At 67.5% G+C, this 15949-nt stretch carries 14 protein-coding genes; 2 read left to right on the forward strand and 12 right to left on the reverse strand.

The window, feature by feature from the left end:
- Positions 1-9 precede the first annotated feature (9 nt).
- From E3T19_RS13070 to E3T19_RS13120, 11 genes are all read right to left on the reverse strand, one after another.
- Positions 10-1101: a glycosyltransferase gene (locus E3T19_RS13070; protein WP_134409044.1), complete on the reverse strand. Its 1092-nt coding sequence runs from the start codon at positions 1099-1101 to the stop codon at positions 10-12.
- Positions 1098-2399 carry a putative lipid II flippase FtsW gene (gene ftsW, locus E3T19_RS13075; protein ID WP_088456059.1) on the reverse strand — a complete coding sequence of 434 codons (1302 nt, stop codon included), beginning with the start codon at positions 2397-2399 and terminating at the stop codon, positions 1098-1100. The genes E3T19_RS13070 and ftsW overlap by 4 nt, the downstream gene beginning before the upstream one ends.
- Positions 2368-3915, reverse strand: a complete 1548-nt coding sequence (murD, locus tag E3T19_RS13080) for a UDP-N-acetylmuramoyl-L-alanine--D-glutamate ligase (protein WP_134409045.1) — start codon at positions 3913-3915, stop codon at positions 2368-2370. The genes ftsW and murD overlap by 32 nt, the downstream gene beginning before the upstream one ends.
- Positions 3912-5009 carry a phospho-N-acetylmuramoyl-pentapeptide-transferase gene (mraY, locus tag E3T19_RS13085; RefSeq protein WP_088456057.1) on the reverse strand — a complete coding sequence of 366 codons (1098 nt, stop codon included), beginning with the start codon at positions 5007-5009 and terminating at the stop codon, positions 3912-3914. The genes murD and mraY overlap by 4 nt, the downstream gene beginning before the upstream one ends.
- Entirely contained in the window at positions 5006-6445 is a 1440-nt protein-coding gene (gene murF, locus E3T19_RS13090) for a UDP-N-acetylmuramoyl-tripeptide--D-alanyl-D-alanine ligase (RefSeq protein WP_134409096.1), read from the reverse strand. The genes mraY and murF overlap by 4 nt, the downstream gene beginning before the upstream one ends.
- The gene (locus tag E3T19_RS13095; RefSeq protein ID WP_134409046.1) at positions 6445-8019 is read right to left on the reverse strand and encodes a Mur ligase family protein; all 1575 of its coding nucleotides are present in this window, start codon (positions 8017-8019) and stop codon (positions 6445-6447) included. The genes murF and E3T19_RS13095 overlap by 1 nt, the downstream gene beginning before the upstream one ends.
- 13 nt (positions 8020-8032) lie before the next feature.
- Entirely contained in the window at positions 8033-9811 is a 1779-nt protein-coding gene (locus E3T19_RS13100) for a penicillin-binding protein 2 (protein WP_240632446.1), read from the reverse strand.
- A gap of 31 nt (positions 9812-9842) precedes the next feature.
- Positions 9843-10433 carry a hypothetical protein gene (locus E3T19_RS13105; RefSeq protein WP_088456054.1) on the reverse strand — a complete coding sequence of 197 codons (591 nt, stop codon included), beginning with the start codon at positions 10431-10433 and terminating at the stop codon, positions 9843-9845.
- Positions 10430-11422, reverse strand: coding sequence for a 16S rRNA (cytosine(1402)-N(4))-methyltransferase RsmH (gene rsmH / locus E3T19_RS13110; RefSeq protein WP_088457976.1), 993 nt, complete (start codon positions 11420-11422; stop codon positions 10430-10432). The genes E3T19_RS13105 and rsmH overlap by 4 nt, the downstream gene beginning before the upstream one ends.
- A 133-nt stretch (positions 11423-11555) precedes the next feature.
- The gene (gene mraZ, locus E3T19_RS13115) at positions 11556-11987 is read right to left on the reverse strand and encodes a division/cell wall cluster transcriptional repressor MraZ (protein WP_088456053.1); all 432 of its coding nucleotides are present in this window, start codon (positions 11985-11987) and stop codon (positions 11556-11558) included.
- A gap of 365 nt (positions 11988-12352) precedes the next feature.
- On the reverse strand, positions 12353-12733 hold the full coding sequence (locus E3T19_RS13120; RefSeq protein WP_088456052.1) for a DUF3040 domain-containing protein: 381 nt from the start codon (positions 12731-12733) through the stop codon (positions 12353-12355).
- A 73-nt stretch (positions 12734-12806) separates the two neighbouring features.
- Between E3T19_RS13120 and E3T19_RS13125 the strand changes: the two genes are divergently transcribed.
- Positions 12807-13928, forward strand: a complete 1122-nt coding sequence (locus E3T19_RS13125) for a polyprenyl synthetase family protein (protein ID WP_088456051.1) — start codon at positions 12807-12809, stop codon at positions 13926-13928.
- 74 nt (positions 13929-14002) lie between these two features.
- Here the strand turns inward: E3T19_RS13125 and E3T19_RS13130 are convergent, their stop codons facing one another.
- Complete coding sequence (locus E3T19_RS13130; protein ID WP_103431709.1) at positions 14003-14362, reverse strand: Rv2175c family DNA-binding protein; 360 nt, start codon at positions 14360-14362, stop codon at positions 14003-14005.
- A 179-nt stretch (positions 14363-14541) separates the two neighbouring features.
- On the opposite strand from E3T19_RS13130, the gene E3T19_RS13135 reads away from it, so the two are divergent.
- Entirely contained in the window at positions 14542-15873 is a 1332-nt protein-coding gene (locus E3T19_RS13135; RefSeq protein WP_240632445.1) for a LysM peptidoglycan-binding domain-containing protein, read from the forward strand.
- Positions 15874-15949 lie beyond the last annotated feature (76 nt).

The following is a 15949-nucleotide window of genomic DNA, read 5'->3' on the forward strand; positions in this document are numbered from 1 at the left end:
GGTTCAACGTTACGCGGAGTGCGGTGTGGTCGCACCCGCCGCCTCGTCGATGAGGTCGATCGTGCGCGCGGTGCCGTCGAGCACGCCCGCGGAGTGGGCGGCGACGCTCATGCCGTGGATGCGCTCGGGCTCGGCGAGGACCGGTAGCAATTCAGACCGGACCCAGCCCGGCAGGAAGGCGGCGTCATCGACGAGGATTCCGCCGCCGGCGGCCACGACGTCGGCGGCGTTGAACCGCTGTTCGCCGTTGCCGACCGGGTACGGCACGAACACGGCGGGGATCCCGAGGGCGCTCAATTCGCAGACCGTGGCAGCTCCGGCGCGGGAGACGGCGAAGTCGGCGACGGAGAGCGCCAGATCCATCCGGTCGCAGTACGCGATCATCCGGTAACCCGGCAGGTTCGGATTGTCGACCTCGGCGGAGTTACCGGTGATGTGGAGTACCTGCCAGCCGGCGTCGGTGAGGACAGCCGCGGAATCCACGACGGTGCGGTTGATGCGGCGGGCGCCGAGCGAGCCGCCGGTGACCAGCAGGATCGGCCGGTCGGCGTCGAGGCCGAAGAAGGCCAACCCGGCCGCGCGGGAGCCGGCCCGATCGAGAGTCTCGATTTCCCGGCGCAGCGGCATGCCGACGACCCTGGCGTGGCGCAGCCGGGTACCGGCGAAGGCGACCCCGACCGAACGGGTCAGTAGGGCGCCGACCCGGTTGGCCAGCCCGGGCTTGGCGTTGGCTTCGTGGATGGCGATCGGTACGCCGGCCCGGCGCGCGGCCAGGTAGGCCGGCGTGGCGACATAACCGCCGAAGCCGACGACGACATCGACGCGGCGGTCGCGCAGGATGGTGACCACGTCGTTGATGGCGCGATTGAATCTCGGCGGGAAGCCGAGCGCCGCGCGGTTGGGCCGCCGGGGGAAGGGCAGCCGCGGGACTATCAGCAGTTCGTAGCCGCGTTCGGGTACCAACCGGGCCTCGAGGCCCTCGGCCGTGCCGAGGACGAGGACCGTCGCGTCGGGCTCGCGCAGGCGGAGCGCGTCGGCGACCGCGAGCAGCGGGTTGACGTGGCCGGCGGTACCGCCCCCGGCCAGCAGGTATGTGGTCATCGGGTGGTTCCTCGTTTCGGTGCGGCACCGACGGGCGCCGGGCGTGCGGGCGCGGCCGCAGGGTCGCGGGTCTTGGCGTCCTCGCTCAGGTTGTGGTCGCTTCTGGCGAAGGACAGCACCACCCCGATCGCCGCGAGGGTGGTCAGCAGCGCCGTGCCACCGGCGGAGATCAGCGGCAGGGGCACACCGAGGACCGGGAGGACTCCCAGCACGACACCGATGTTCACGAGGGCCTGGCCGATGATCCAGACCATGACGGCCGCGGTGGTGACCTTGATCTGCATGTTGGCCGTACCACGCATGATGCGGATGAATGCGAACGCCAGCAGGACGAACATCAGCAGGACGACGATGCAACCGATCAAGCCGAGTTCTTCGCCGATGATGGCGAAGATGTAGTCGTTGTCGGCGGCGGGCAGCCAAGACCACTTGGCCTTGGAGTTGCCCAACCCCACGCCGAACACTCCCCCGTTGGCCAGGGCCCAGGTGCCGTGCAGGGGCTGCCAGCACGCGGCGGAGATGGTGCCCTTCAGCTCGTCGCAGCCCTCCGCGGCGAAGCTGAGGATGCGGGTCATCCGGTTCTCGCTGCTGATGGCGAGCAGGATGCCGGCGACAGCACCGACGATCAGGGGCAGGGCGAGCATCCGCAGTCGCAGCCCGGCGAAGAACAGCGCGCCGAACAGGATGCCGGCCATGATGATCACGGTACCGAGGTCACCGCCGATCATCACGAGCATGACCGCGCCGCCGCCGACGCCGAACACGGGGATGTACACGTGTCGCCAGTCGTCGAGCCTGTCTTTCTTCTGCGCGAGGATCACGCCGAGCCAGATCACCAGGGCCACCTTGATGGCTTCGGAGGGCTGGAACTGCACACCCGCGATGGAGAGCCAGTTGGTGTTTCCCGCCACGGTGACGCCGAGCGGGGTGAAGATCACCAGGCACTGGAAGAAACAGGAGATACCGAGGGCCGGCCAGGCGACGCGTTTCCAGAACGTCACGGGTAGCCGGCTGATCACGAGCATCAGCGGGATTCCGAGCACCGCGAAGATTCCCTGCCGAAACAGCCCACCGAAGAATCCGGCGTCTTCCAGGTAGGAGTCCACCGACGAGGAGGACAGCACCATGACCAGGCCGAAGACGACCAGGAAGAGCGTGGTGCCCAGCAGGAGCAGGTAGTTGGTGGATTCGGCCCGGAACACCCGGCCGAGGTTGATCCGCGTCAGGCTACTGCCGCGGTCCTGGGAACTGTGGTTCTCGGCGGCCTCAGGCACCCGGGTACGAGGACGAGTCTTCATGCGACCCACCTCCCAAATAATCGTGTACGGCCTGGGCGAACTTCGACCCGCGTTCCGCGTAGCTGGCGAATTGGTCCATGGATGCGGCCGCCGGGGCCAGCAGGACCACGTCCCCGGCCGTGGCGAGGGATGCGGCCAGAACGACCGCGGACGGCATGACCTCCCCAGTGTCATCCGAGTCGATCTCGAAGACGCGCAGGGCGGGGGCGTGTCGTCTAAATGCCGCCAGCACTTCCTCGCGCTCGACGCCGATCACGACGGCGCCGCGCAGCCGGCCGGCGTGCTTGGCCACCAGGTCACCGATGTCGACGCCCTTCAGCAGGCCGCCGACCAGCCAGACGACGGAGTCGAACGCCGCCAGCGAGGCATCCGCCGCGTGGGGATTGGTCGCCTTGGAGTCGTCGACCCAGCTGATGCCGTCGCGGATCGCCACGACCTCGATGCGGTGCGCGTCGAGACTGAAGGTGGCCAGGGCCGCCCGGATGGCCTCCGGCGGCACGTCGAAGGACCTGGCGAGGGCGGCGGCGGCCAGGATGTTGGCCACCACGTGCGGCGCGGCCAGCCCGGCGGCGGCGAGGTCGGTGATGGTGGTGAGCTCGATGGCGCTGTCGAAGCGGTCCTCGAGGAACGCCCGGTCGCAGAGGATCCCGTCGACGATTCCCAGGTCGCTGGGTCCCGGCACGCCCAGGCCGAAGCCGATGGCCCTGGCGCCGTCGCTGACGTCGGCGTCTTCGACCATCCGCATCGTGGCGAGGTCGGCCTTGTTGTACACGCAGGCGACGGTGGTGTTCGAGTAGACCTTGGCCTTCGCATCGCGGTACGCGCTCGCGGAGCCGTGCCAATCGATGTGGTCGTCGGCGATGTTGAGGCAGACGCTGGAGACCGGGACCAGGGCGCCGGGGCCGGTCAACGGCAGGTGGTGCAGCTGGTAGCTGGACAGCTCGACGACGAGCACGTCCCAGCCCTGGGGGTCGCGGATGGCGTCGAGCACGGGCACGCCGATGTTGCCGCAGGGGGCGACCCTGTGGCCGCCGGCAGCCAGCATCGTCGCGGTCATCTGCACTGTCGTGGTTTTGCCGTTGGTACCGGTGACGAGGATCCAGGGCGCGGCGGGACCGACCTTGTCGCGCAGCCGCCAGGCCAGTTCGATGTCGCCCCAGACCGGGATGCCCTGTTCGGCGGCCCACAGCAGCAGCGGGTGGTCAGGGTGGAATCCCGGCGACACGATGACCAGCTCGGGATTGTGCTCGACCAGGGCCGGGGGCGCGGCGTCAAGGTCGGCGGTGACCAGGGGGACGCCGAGGACCTCGAGCAGGCGCGCACGCTCGTCGGGGGCGCGGCCGGCGACGACGAGAACCTGCGCGCCGAGTTCGGCCAGGGTGTCCGCCGCGGCGAATCCGGTCATCCCGAGGCCGAGGACGGCTACCCGCAGGCCGGACCAGTCGGAGTGCCAGCTGGTCAGGGCGTTGAGGCGATCGGGTTCGGTGGTCGGGTCGTCGAAGGAGTGGGCACTCATACGCGGGCCAGCCACTCGAGGTAGAACGTTCCGACGCCGGCGGCCACGAGCAGCCCGCCGATGATCCAGAAACGCACCACGACGGTGACCTCTGCCCAGCCCTTGAGTTCGAAGTGGTGATGGATCGGGCTCATCAGGAAGATCCGTTTGCCGCGGGTGACCTTGAAGTACGCGCGCTGCACGATGACCGAGCCGGCCTCGATCACGAAGAGACCGCCGATGAGCACCAGCAGCAGTTCGGTGCGGCTGAGGATCGCCAGCGCGGCCAGCGCACCGCCCAGGCCGAGCGAACCGGTGTCGCCGAGGAAGATCTTCGCCGGCGAGGTGTTCCACCAGAGGAAGCCGATGAGCCCTCCGACGATGGCGGCGGCCACGATGGCCAGGTCGAAGGAGTCCGGGCCGGCGTAACACTTGTACATGTCGGCGATGTCGGATCCGCCGGTGTTGCAGGACTGGTTGGACTGCCAGAAGCCGATGATGATGTACGAACCGATCGCGAAGACCAGGGAGCCGGTGGCGAGGCCGTCGAGACCGTCCGTGACGTTGACGCCGTTGGAGGTGGCGGCGACGATCAGGCAGATCCAGATGATGAACGCGGCGATGCCGATGAAGGTGCCCAGCTTCATGAAGTCCAGCGGCAGGTCCCGGATGAACGAGATGTGCGTGGAGGCCGGGGTCTGACCGTACTTGTCGGGGAACTGCAACGCCATCCAGCCGAATGCGCCGGCGACCACGACCTGGCCGGCGATCTTCTGCCAGCCGCCCAGGCCCAGGCTGCGTTGGTTGCGGGTTTTGAGGTAGTCGTCGAGGAAACCGACCAGGCCCAAGCCCACCATCATGAACAGCACGAGGAGGGGTGACGCCGTCAGCGGCCGTTGTTGCAACCACATCGCGAGGAAGTAGCTGACCAGGACGCCGACGATGATGATGATGCCGCCCATGGTGGCCGTGCCGCGCTTGGCGTGGTGGCTCTTGGGTCCGTCATCGCGGATGAACTGGCCCCAGCCGAGTTTGTGGAACAGCCTGATGAACAGCGGGGTGAGCAGCAGGGTGAAGACGAGGGACATCGCTCCGGCCAGGAGAAGGGCTATCACGAGTACAACTTTCCCAGTCGGTCTCCGAGGAAGCGGAGTCCGGCTGAATTTGATGATTTGACGAGCACGGTGTCGCCGGGTTTCACGGTGTCGCGCAGCAGGTCGAAGGCCTCGTCGGCGGTCTCGACGTAGGCCGATTCCCCGTCCCAGGAACCCTCGTTGATGGTGCTGATGTGCATGCGGCGGGCGGCACGGCCGACCACGATCAGTTGGGAGATGTTGAGGCGTACCGCCAGGAGTCCGATCCTGTCGTGTTCCTCGCCGGAGAGCTCCCCCAGCTCGCTCATCTCGCCGAGCACCGCGATGCTGCGGCCGTCGGATTTCCGGATCTGGGCGAGGGTCTTGAGGGCCGCGGTCATCGAGTCGGGGCTGGCGTTGTAGGCGTCGTTGATGACGGTGATGTCGTCCTGTCCACCCATGACCTCCATGCGCCAGCGTTCGGCGACGGTGACGGATTCGAGCGCGGTCACGATGTCGTCGATGGGAACCCCGAGGGCGTCGGCGGCCGCGGCGGCGGCCAGGGCGTTCATCACGTGGTGTTCGCCGAGGACCCTGAAGGACACCGGTCGGCTCTCGCCGCCGGGCAGGTGCAGGGTGAAGCTCGTTCCGGTTCGGCTGCCGTGGACGGCGGAGGCACGTACGGTGGCGCCGTCGCTCTCACCGAACCACACCACGCGGGCGGCGGTGACGGCGGCCATGCCGGCCACCCTGTCGTCGTCCCTGTTCAGGATGGCGATGTCGTCGGGGCCGAGGTCGGTGACCATCTCGGATTTGGTGCGCACCGTGGCTTCGATGCCGCCGAAACCGCCGGCGTGGGCCAGGCCGACCTTGAGCACGATGCCGATGTCCGGCCGGGCCATCCGGACCAGGCGCCGGATTTCACCCTCGGCACTGGCTCCCATCTCTGCGACGAGGAACTGGGTGTCGCCGGTGACTTCGAGCATGGTCAGCGGGGCGCCGACCTCGTTGTTGAAGGAGGCGCGCGCGGCGACGGTGGGGCCGACGCTTTCCAGGATGGCGCGCAGGAGGTTCTTGGTGGTGGTCTTGCCGTTGGATCCGGTGATGCCGATGATCTTCAGTCGGCCGGCGGCGCGGACTCTGGCGATCACCGTGGTGGCAAGGTCACCCAGGGCGACGACCGCGTCGGGAACCAGCACCTGGGCGACGGGCAGGTCGAGCACCCGCTCGACGATGATCACGGCGGCGCCGCTTGCGACGGCGGCCGGCGCGAAGAGATGGCCGTCGGTCTCCTCCCCCGGCTTGGCGACGAAGATGTCGCCGGCGGAGACCTCGCGGGAGTCGGTGTGCACGGTCCCGCTGACGACTGATTCGCTGGTCAGGGCGTCAGCGGCAGACGGGTCGACGAGGTGCCCGGGGTAAAGGTGCAGAGTGCCGTTCATGGCTGCGGCAATTTCCGCCAGGGTCAGGGCGATCATTACAGCCACCCGGCTTCCTGCAGTGCGAGTCGGGCGTCATCCCTGGCTGAATACGGGAGCTTCACTCCGGCTACCTCCTGGTAGTTCTCGTGGCCGGGCCCTGCGTAGAGCACGACATCGCCCTCCGCGGCCAACGATAGCGCGCGGCGGAAGGCTGTGGCGGGGTCGGGGACCTCGTAGAGTTCCCCCTCTGGCACGGCTTCCCGTGCCGCGGCGAGCAGGGTCGCCCTGATGGTGGCCGGGTCTTCGAATCGCGGATGGAAGTCGGTGATGACGACGGCATCCGCACCGCGGGCGGCAATCGCGCCCATAGCGGCGCGCTTGGTCTTGTCCCGGTCGCCGTCGGCGCCGAAGACCATGATGATGCGCCCGGCGGTGGAGTCGCGGATCGCCCCGAGGGTGTTGAGGAAGGCATCCGGGCTGTGGCCGTAGTCGATGTAGACCAGCGGGCCCCGGTCGCCGGAGATCAGTTCGGCACGCCCAGGGATGTAGGCGTTGATGCCGCCGTCGCGGGTGAGGGCATGCTCGATGGCGGCAAGGTCGAAGCCGCTCTCCACCAGCATCACGATGGCCAGGGCCGCGTTGGCGGCCATGTACCAGCCGAGCAGCGGCACTCGGGTCTGCAGCCGACGGCCATCGGGGCCGTCGAGGGTGAATTCGGTGAAGCGGGCACCGGTCCGCACGACGTTCATGCGCCAGTCAGCATCGGCCGGGCTGCGGTCGGCGTCGGCCGACCCGACCACGGGGTTGTTGCCGAGGGTAGTGACCGGGATCCGGCTCTCCGACGCGATGCGGCGGCCCCACTCGGAGTCCACCGTGACCACTCCGCGGCGGGAGCGGTCGGGCTGGAAGAGCTCCAACTTCGACTCGAAGTATTCCTCCATGGACGCGTAGTCGTCGAGGTGATCGTGGGAGAGGTTTGTGAACCCGGCGACATCGAAGACCAGGCCGTCGACCCGGTGGCGGCTGATCGCCTGGGCGGAGACCTCGATGCCGACGGCCCGGACCTCGGCTTCGCGCATCCGGGCCAGCAGTGCGTGCAGTTCGCTGGCCTCCGGAGTGGTCAGGGAGCTGGTCACGGCGATGTCGCCGATCCGGCGTTCCGCTGTGGAGGTGAGCCCGGCGACGACACCGAGCTGACTGAGGATGGCGAACAGCAGATAGACGACGCTGGTCTTGCCGTTGGTGCCGGTGACGGCGAACAGGTCCGCAGGGTTATCGACTGTGCGGTGGATCCAGGCCGCCACGGTGCCCAGCGCGGCGCGGACATCCGCCGTCACGAGGATCGGGAGGCCGCAATCGGCGGCCAGCAGTGCACCGGCCTCGTCGGTCAGTACGGCAACGGCCCCGGCTTCGCGGGCCGCCCCTATGTGGGATGCCCCGTGGATCATCCGTCCGGGCACGCCGACGAACAGGTCGCCGGGCTGCACCGTGCGCGAGCTGAGGCTCACGCCGGTCAGTTCTACGCCCGCGGTGTCGCCGCGGACGTCAAGCTCAAATTCATCGACCAGTCCGGACAACGATCGCGGGACCGGATGCTGAGGACGGAGAGCCGAGGGTACCAAATCGGTCACGAGGCTCACTTTCTTACCAGGTACCGGGGAGATCAGGCGCGGCGGCGCCCGAGGGAACTGCCCGGTACTTTTTCAGCACCTGACTCATGACCTCTTGAAAGACCGGAGCGGGGGCTGCTGACGAATTCATGTTAACAGGGTCGGCCAGACTCACCGAAACGACGTACTGCGGATCGTCGGCCGGAGCGAAGCCTGAGACCGATACCAGGTAGCCCTTGGAGTACCCGCCGTTGCCGTCTGGCATCTGTGCGGTACCGGTCTTGGCGGCGGCCCGGTAGCCCGGGATTTCCCAGGTGTCGGCCAGCCAGGCCTTCTGGTACACCATTTCGAGGATGTCCGCAGTGTCGCGGGCCGCCTCGGCTGACACGACCTGGGTGCCCTCCGCCGCGGGAACGTCGGTGAGGGTGCCGTCTGCGGCGCGGCAGCCGGAGACCAGCTGCACGGGCATCCGGACGCCGCCGTTGGCGATGGTCTGGTAGATGCTCGACACCTGCAGGGCCGTCGTGGTCAGGCCCTGGCCGAACATTGTGGCGTATTGGGTCTGGTTGTCCCACTCGTCGGCCGGGTGCAGAATGCCGGGGTCTTCGCCGGGGAAGCCGGTCTCGGTTTCGGTGCCGACCCCGAACTTGGTCATGTAGTCGTAGCGCTGCTGATTGGTCAGACGCTCGCCGAACTGCGATGTGCCGGTGTTGGACGACTCGATCAGTACCCCGGTGAGGGTGAGGTTGAGGTCGGGGTGTGATGAGCTGTCATTGATGTTGGCGCCGTTTTCCGGCAGGTAACGGTAGGGGGCGACGACCTGGGATTCGGGCGTCGCCACGCCGGCGTCGATCACGGATGCCGCGGTGAGGGCTTTGAAGGTGGAGCCGGGCTCGTAGGAGGCCGTGAAGGCGCGGGAGCCGCGATCCTCTGGGTTGGTCGTGGCGCTGACATCGTTGGGGTCGACACTCGGGTAGTCGGCCACGGCGACGAGCTTGCCGGTCTTGACCTCCTGCACGATGACGTTGCCCCACGCTGCTCCGGTCTTCTGGGCCTGCTCGGCGAGCACCTTCTGCACAAAAAATTGCAGGTCGGAGTCGATGGTGGTGATGACGTCGCTGCCGTCGGAGGCGGGCTCGGTGGTCACGGTGCTTTCCGGCAGCCGCACGCCGTCGGCGCCGCGCTCGTAGGTCTCCGAGCCGTTGTTGCTGGCGAGGCAGGAATCCTGGCCCACTTCCAGGCCTGCCTGAGCCTCGCCCGCCGACGAGACGAAGCCGACGAGGTTGCCGGCGACGGCGCCGTTGGGGTAGACCCGGCCCGGGTTCTGCTGGAAGGTGAGCCACGGGATATCGAGGGCGGACAGAGCCCGGAACGCATCGACGCCGACCTGCCTGGCGACGAGCGCGTAGTCCGATTTAGGGTTGTCGGCGAGGGCCTCGGTGATGAGGGCCTGGACCTTCTCGGTGGGCATACCCACGATGGCGCCGATGTCCGCCACGGACTGTGCCAGCGGCACCGTGGTTTCGACCCCGTCGACGGTGCGGGTGAACGGCGAGGCGTTCTTGGGCGACAGTGCCACGTCGTACCGCATCACGGTCCCGGCCAGCACCACGCCGTTGGCGTCGAGGATCTCACCGCGCGAGCCGTAGACGGTTCTCTCGACCGACCGGTTGCCGAGGGAGTCGGCGCTGAGGGTGTCAGCGCGCACCACCTGGATATCGACGAGGCGAACGACGAACACGCCGATGATGGCGACGAGCACAACGATGGTCGCCGCGATCCTGCGCTTGCTGGACATGTGTGTTCTCGCCACGTGGTGGTCCTCCCGTATCGGACTGCCGTGTCTATCGAGTGGTCGGCGACGGCAGGCCGTCGGCTACCGTAACCGCCGCAGGGGCGGTTCCGGCGGCAGGCGCGCCGGAGGCGATGCTGGTTCCCTGGCCGCCGGCGGGCAGCTGGGTGACGAGGGGAACCCCGGTGAGCAGGGAGTTGGGAACGAGGCTGGCGGCGCCGGCCGCTCCGCCGCTGGCGGAGGTCGGCGCCCCGAGAACGGCGCCGTCGGACAGCCGCAGGTAGGCCGGGGTGGAGTTGCTGACCATGCCGAGTGCTTCGGCGTTGGCGGCGAGGCTCTGCGGCGAGGACACGCGGATGAGGTCTTCACTCACGCTGTCGGCGGTGCGGCCGAGTTCGACCTGGCTGGCTCGCAGGGCCGAGATCTCATAGGCACCCTGAGAGATCCCCACGCTCAGCAACAGCTGAGCCACGATGACGGCACCGACACAGGCCACCGCCGACAGCGCGTAGACGACGCGGGGACGCGTGTGAGTGCTGGGGCTCACGATCTCGATGTGGCGGCGTTCGTCGGCGCCGCTGCGTTCGGTGAAGTCGGGGCGCAGCGGTTCTGTTGTCAGCACCCGGGCCAGGTTGTCGCTCATTCGGCTCTCCTCAGTCGTTCGGCGGCACGCAGGCGAACCGATGTTGCACGGGGGTTGATGGCTTTTTCTTCTTCGGAGGCCAGTTCGGCGCCCCGGATCAGCAGGGTGAACAGCGGTTTGTGCTCCGGGAGTTCCACGGGGAGGCCGGCAGGGGCGCTCGACTGCGATGCGGCAGCGAACATCCGCTTGACGATGCGGTCTTCGAGCGACTGGTAGGCCATCGAGACGATGCGGCCGCCGACGGCCACCGCCTCCATCGCGGCGGGGATAGCGCGTTCGAGGACGGCCAGTTCCTGGTTGACCTCGATGCGGAGCGCCTGGAAGACCCGCTTGGCGGGGTGCCCCATGCGCTGCACGGCAACCGGAGTGACCTTGGTGATCACCTCGACAAGCTGGGCGGATCGCACGAACGGGGTCGTCGCCCTGGCCTCCACGATCGCTTTGGCGTATCGGCCGGCAAGTTTCTCTTCGCCGTACTCCTGGAAGATGCGGCGGAGGTCGCCCTCGCTGTAGTCGGCGAGGATCCGCTCGGCGGTGAGCGGCGACGTGCTGTCCATGCGCATGTCCAGCGGAGCATCCTTGGAGTACGAGAAGCCGCGTTCGACCTGGTCGAGCTGCATGCTGGAGACGCCGAGGTCGAAGAGGATGCCCTGCACCTCGCTGATACCGAGGCCGGCCAGCGCGTCGAGGATTCCGTCGTAGACGGTGTGCACGAGGTGGATGCGGTCTCGGAACGGCTTGAGGCGTTCCTCGGCGATGGCCAGGGCGTCGAGGTCGCGGTCCAGGCCCACCAGGGTGAGACCGGGGAACCGGGTCAGCATGGCCTCGGCGTGACCGCCCATGCCGAGGGTGGCGTCGACGAGGATCGCGCCGGGCGCGGCCAGGACCGGGCCGAGCAACTCGATGCTGCGCTCGAGCAGCACCGGGGTGTGGATCTCGTTGAGCTGCGGCCGTTCGGCCGAGGCATCGGGGGTCTTGTCGCTGTTCATCTCGTTGTTCGTGTCGTTGTTGTTGTTGTTCATGGCTGCCGGGGCCGGATCCTGGAGCCTGATCCCCATCCGTTCCGCCTGGCACCGGGGAAGTGTGTCAGGAGGGCAACGGCTGGGAGTCAGGAACCAGGAGCTAGAAGAGTCCCGGAATCACCTCCTCCGTGATGTTGGCGAACGAGGCTTCCTGCTCGATGAGGTAGAGGTCCCAGACCTCGGTATCCCAGATCTCCACGCGGTTGCCCACGCCGATCACCGTGAGGTCGCGGCCCAGGCCCGCGTAGGCCCTGAGGTTGGCGGGGATGGTCACCCGGTTCTGCTTGTCGGGTGTTTCGGCGCTGGCTCCGGACAGGAAGACACGAAAGAAGTCGCGCCCTTCTTTGCTCGTGATGGGCGCCTGGCGGATCTTTTCGTGCACCTCATCAAAATCACGCGAGGTGAAGACGTACAGGCACCGTTCCTGGCCGCGCGTCATGACGATGCCGGTCGAGAGTTCCTCGCGGAACTTGGCCGGCAGGATGACGCGTCCTTTTTCGTCGAGCTTGGGGGCATAGGTCCCGAGGAACATTCATCACCCCTCTCTTCCGGCCAAGGTCAGGTGTTGCTCCACTTTACTCCACTATCAACCACCGCGTCTGGAAAACGCGCGATATTGCTGCGAACTTGCTTGATTATTCCCTGAAAACACTGGGAATCATTGGGTGGAGGAAAATCCCACGCTTTGGGGCCGTTTGGGGACATTTTGGGCGCAAAAATGGACCGACCTGGTGGCCGGTCCTATTTGGTGAGACGAAGTGGGTGAAAAGGGAGGGTTCGGGGTGGCGGGCGACGGGAGCCGGGAGCCGGGGAATGCAGAACGCCCGCCGTCTGGGTGAGGGCGGGCGCTGCTGGTTACTGCTGAGTGGTTACTGCTGAGTGATTACTGCTGAGTGATTACTGCTGGCCGTCCTGTCGACGGTCCCAGCGGTCATTGAGCTTGTCCATGAAGCCCTGCTGGCTGCGAGCTTGAGCCGGACGGCGGGGCTGGCTGGACGACGGCCTCGTCGCCCGAGCTGTGCGGCCAGGCGTGATGGCCAGGAGCACACCTCCGAACATGATGATGAATCCGACGATACCCAGCCACAGCTGTTGCACCGCGACACCGGCGACAAGAGTCGCTATCCCGACGACGCCGGCGAGTACTCCGAGCACAATAGAACGGTAGTTGGGGCGGAGGCGGGTGCCTCCAACGCTCGCCACGAATTCGGCATCGTTGTGATAGAGACTGCGCTCCATCTCTTCGAGGAGTCGCTGCTCTTGTTCTGAAAGCGGCATCTCATTCCTCCAATTGGGGATCGAGCGGATTAGACCCTAATTCTAGTCCCGCCGAGATGGCTAGGCTAGGCAGGTGACCGAAAGCACTCGACTGGTCGATCTGGTTCATTCTCGTATCGACGAATTCATCAATACGCGTGAGTCAATTGTGACGACCATCAGCGGCGACCTGGCTGTGCTGGTCGACTTCTCACGGCAGTTTCTCAGCGGCGGAAAGCGCTTCCGGGCCCAGTTCGCCCACCTCGGTTGGCAGAGCGTTACGGCCTCCCCCGGGCACCCTGCGGCGGGCGCTCCCGCCGGTGTGCAGGGCGGGACCGCAGGCATCGTGTCGGTCGCCTCGGCGTTGGAGGTTTTCCACGCCGCGGCGCTCGTGCACGATGACATCATCGACAATTCCGACACCCGCCGCGGTGCGCCATCCGCTCACCGCCGCTTCGAGAGCCTGCACGGCGCCGAAGGGTGGGCGGGCAGCCCCGGTGACTTCGGCCGGGCCTCGGCGATCCTGCTCGGCGACCTCCTGCTGGGCTGGAGCGACGAGCTACTCGACGAGGGCCTCGACGACGCCCCCGACCGGGTCAGCGCCCGTCGCGCGCGGCGGGAGTTCAACCTGATGCGCACCGAGGTCACGGCCGGCCAGTATCTGGACATCCTCGAGGAACGCGCCTGGCTCACCCAGCCGGAGGCGGAGCTCCTCGACCGCGCCGTGCGGGTGATCATCTTCAAATCGGCCAAGTACAGCGTTCAGGCTCCCCTCGTGATCGGCGCCGCTCTCGCTGGAGCCACCGACGACCAGCTGGACACCCTGCGTGCTTTCGGCCTGCCGCTCGGCATCGCCTATCAGCTGAGGGACGACCTGCTCGGAGTCTTCGGGGACGCAGCAGTGACCGGCAAGCCCAGCGGGGACGACCTGCGCGAGGGCAAGCGCACAGTCCTGATCGCTCTGGCGAGGGAGCGCCTGGACACGTCCTCGCTGCACACCGTCGACCGGCTGCTCGGCCGGCCCGACCTGACGCCGGATCAGATCTTGTCGTTGCAACAGATCATCGTGGACAGCGGAGCCGTCGACAGGGTGGAGACCCTCATCCAGCAGAACGTCGGCCAGGCGCTGGAGGCGTTGACCGGTTCGGACGTGGCGGCCGGGGTCGCGGCAGAGCTGACCGACTTTGCCGGGACGGTGACGCGGCGCGTCTTCTAGTAGCGCGGCGCGTGTCTCAGCACCCCGCCACCTCGTCTAACGACGGGGCGCGGGGGCGTGGATCGAAAGTGCGATCAGGCCAGGGCTTGAGCGACGCGACGGACCTCGGCCTTGCGGCCGGCCAGAAGTGCGTCGATCGGGGGAACTCCGAGGCTGTCGTCCACCTCGAGCAGCCACTCCATGGCCTGGTCGTCGGTGAAACCGTCGTCGGCGAGCACGATCAGGGTGCCGCGAAGCTCACCGACCGGCGCGCCGTCACGGATGAAGGAGGCGGGCACGCTGACCTTGCCGTCGCGGCGGACGGCCAGCAGGTGCTTGTCCTCGATGAGCTGCCGAACCCGGCTGTGGCTGATACCGAGGACCTCTACGAGGTCGGGAATGTCGAGCCAGTCTGGGCCGGAGGCGGATGTTTGAACAGAAGACGATTCGGTCACTCCTCAAGCTTCCCATGATTCGTCATCGCCGACAAACCCCTGCTTCGTCGCCAATTCCTGACACTTCCTGCGGCGTACCCGCGTGGTTAATTGACTCGGCATTCCATCTGTGTCAGCGTTGAGGACACGTCAGCTCTCACGGAGACAGCTGTCGACGAGTAGTCAACGAGCGGAGCGTCATGTCGGTTAGAGCCAGCAAGATCGAAACGGGGACGGTCCGACCGGACTCCCCCGTCGAGACCAGCTCAGCACGGCACCGTCCGGCTCCGACCGGAATGCGGCGGTCCATCGGCGCCTTCGCCAGCATTCCCCTTGTTGTGGTGAGCACCCTCGCGATCGTGCTCAACCTGGCATCACCGGCCCAGGCCGCCACCGCCCTCAAGAAGCCGTTGAAGAGCCGCACCACGGTGCCGCAGGTCGCCGTGAAGCCGGCGCAGGCCGTTCAGCCGGCCACGGCGACGCCCGCACCCAGCCAGTACACCGTCGTCGACGGGGACACCATCAGCGCCATCGCCGGCAAGTTCGGCCTGTCGACGGCCTCGGTCCTGGCCCTGAACGGGCTGGGCTGGTCCGCCGTGATCTTCCCCGGCCAGGTTCTCACCCTGTCCACGGCGCCGATCGCCGTCGCCGCCACCCCTGCCCCTGTCGCGACCGAACTCACCAGGTACACCATCAAGTCCGGCGACACGCTCAGCGGCGTCGCGGCCGCCCACGGGGTGCCCACCGACGCCCTGTTCAGCGTGAACGGTCTCGGCCGCAACAGCATCATCTTCCCCGGCCAGGTCATCGTGCTGCCCGCCTCCGGTTCGGCCGCTGCCCCCGTCACGACGGTCGCCTCGACAACTGTCAGGGCCTCGACGCCCGGCAGCCACACTGTGGTGGCCGGCGACACCGTGGACAAGGTCGCCACCGGCGCCGGCGTTTCGGTGCAGGCGATCCTCGAAGCCAACGGCCTGGGCTACTCGAGCATCATCTACCCCGGCCAGGTGCTGACCCTCCCCGGCGCCGCATCCGCGAGCCCCGCACCCACAAGCACCGCACCGGTCCTCAACGCTGTCCCCGCCGTGGTCATCACACCCGCTCCGGCCCGCGGTACCGTGACGCCCCTCACAGCGGACATGGCCGCGAACGCCCGCCTGATCATCTCCGTCGGACGGGACGCCGGCGCGAGCGATGCCGCCCTCGTCGTGGCTCTGGCCGCCGCCGCGCAGGAATCCGGCATGCGCAACATCGACTACGGCGACCGCGATTCGCTCGGCCTCTTCCAGCAGCGCCCCAGTTCCGGTTGGGGCACCGAGGAGCAGGTCATGGACGCGGAGCGGGCCACCCGGGCCTTCTTCGGCGGATCGGTGAACCCGAACCCCGGCATCACCCGTGGACTCCTGGACATCCCGGGCTGGGAGGCCATGACGGTCACCCAGGCAGCACAGGCCGTTCAGCTGTCCGGACACCCCGACCTCTACGCCAACTGGGAAGCATCCGCCCGCAGTTGGCTTGCCGACCTCGGCTGAAACCGGCGATCCGAAGGATCAGTGACCGAATCGTGTCACGCCGCGCTGCGGGCCGTCCAGAGGAACGCCCGACTTT

The sequence above is a fragment of the Cryobacterium sp. TMT4-31 genome, from assembly GCF_004403385.1.
In the GTDB taxonomy this organism is placed as follows: domain Bacteria; phylum Actinomycetota; class Actinomycetes; order Actinomycetales; family Microbacteriaceae; genus Cryobacterium; species Cryobacterium zongtaii.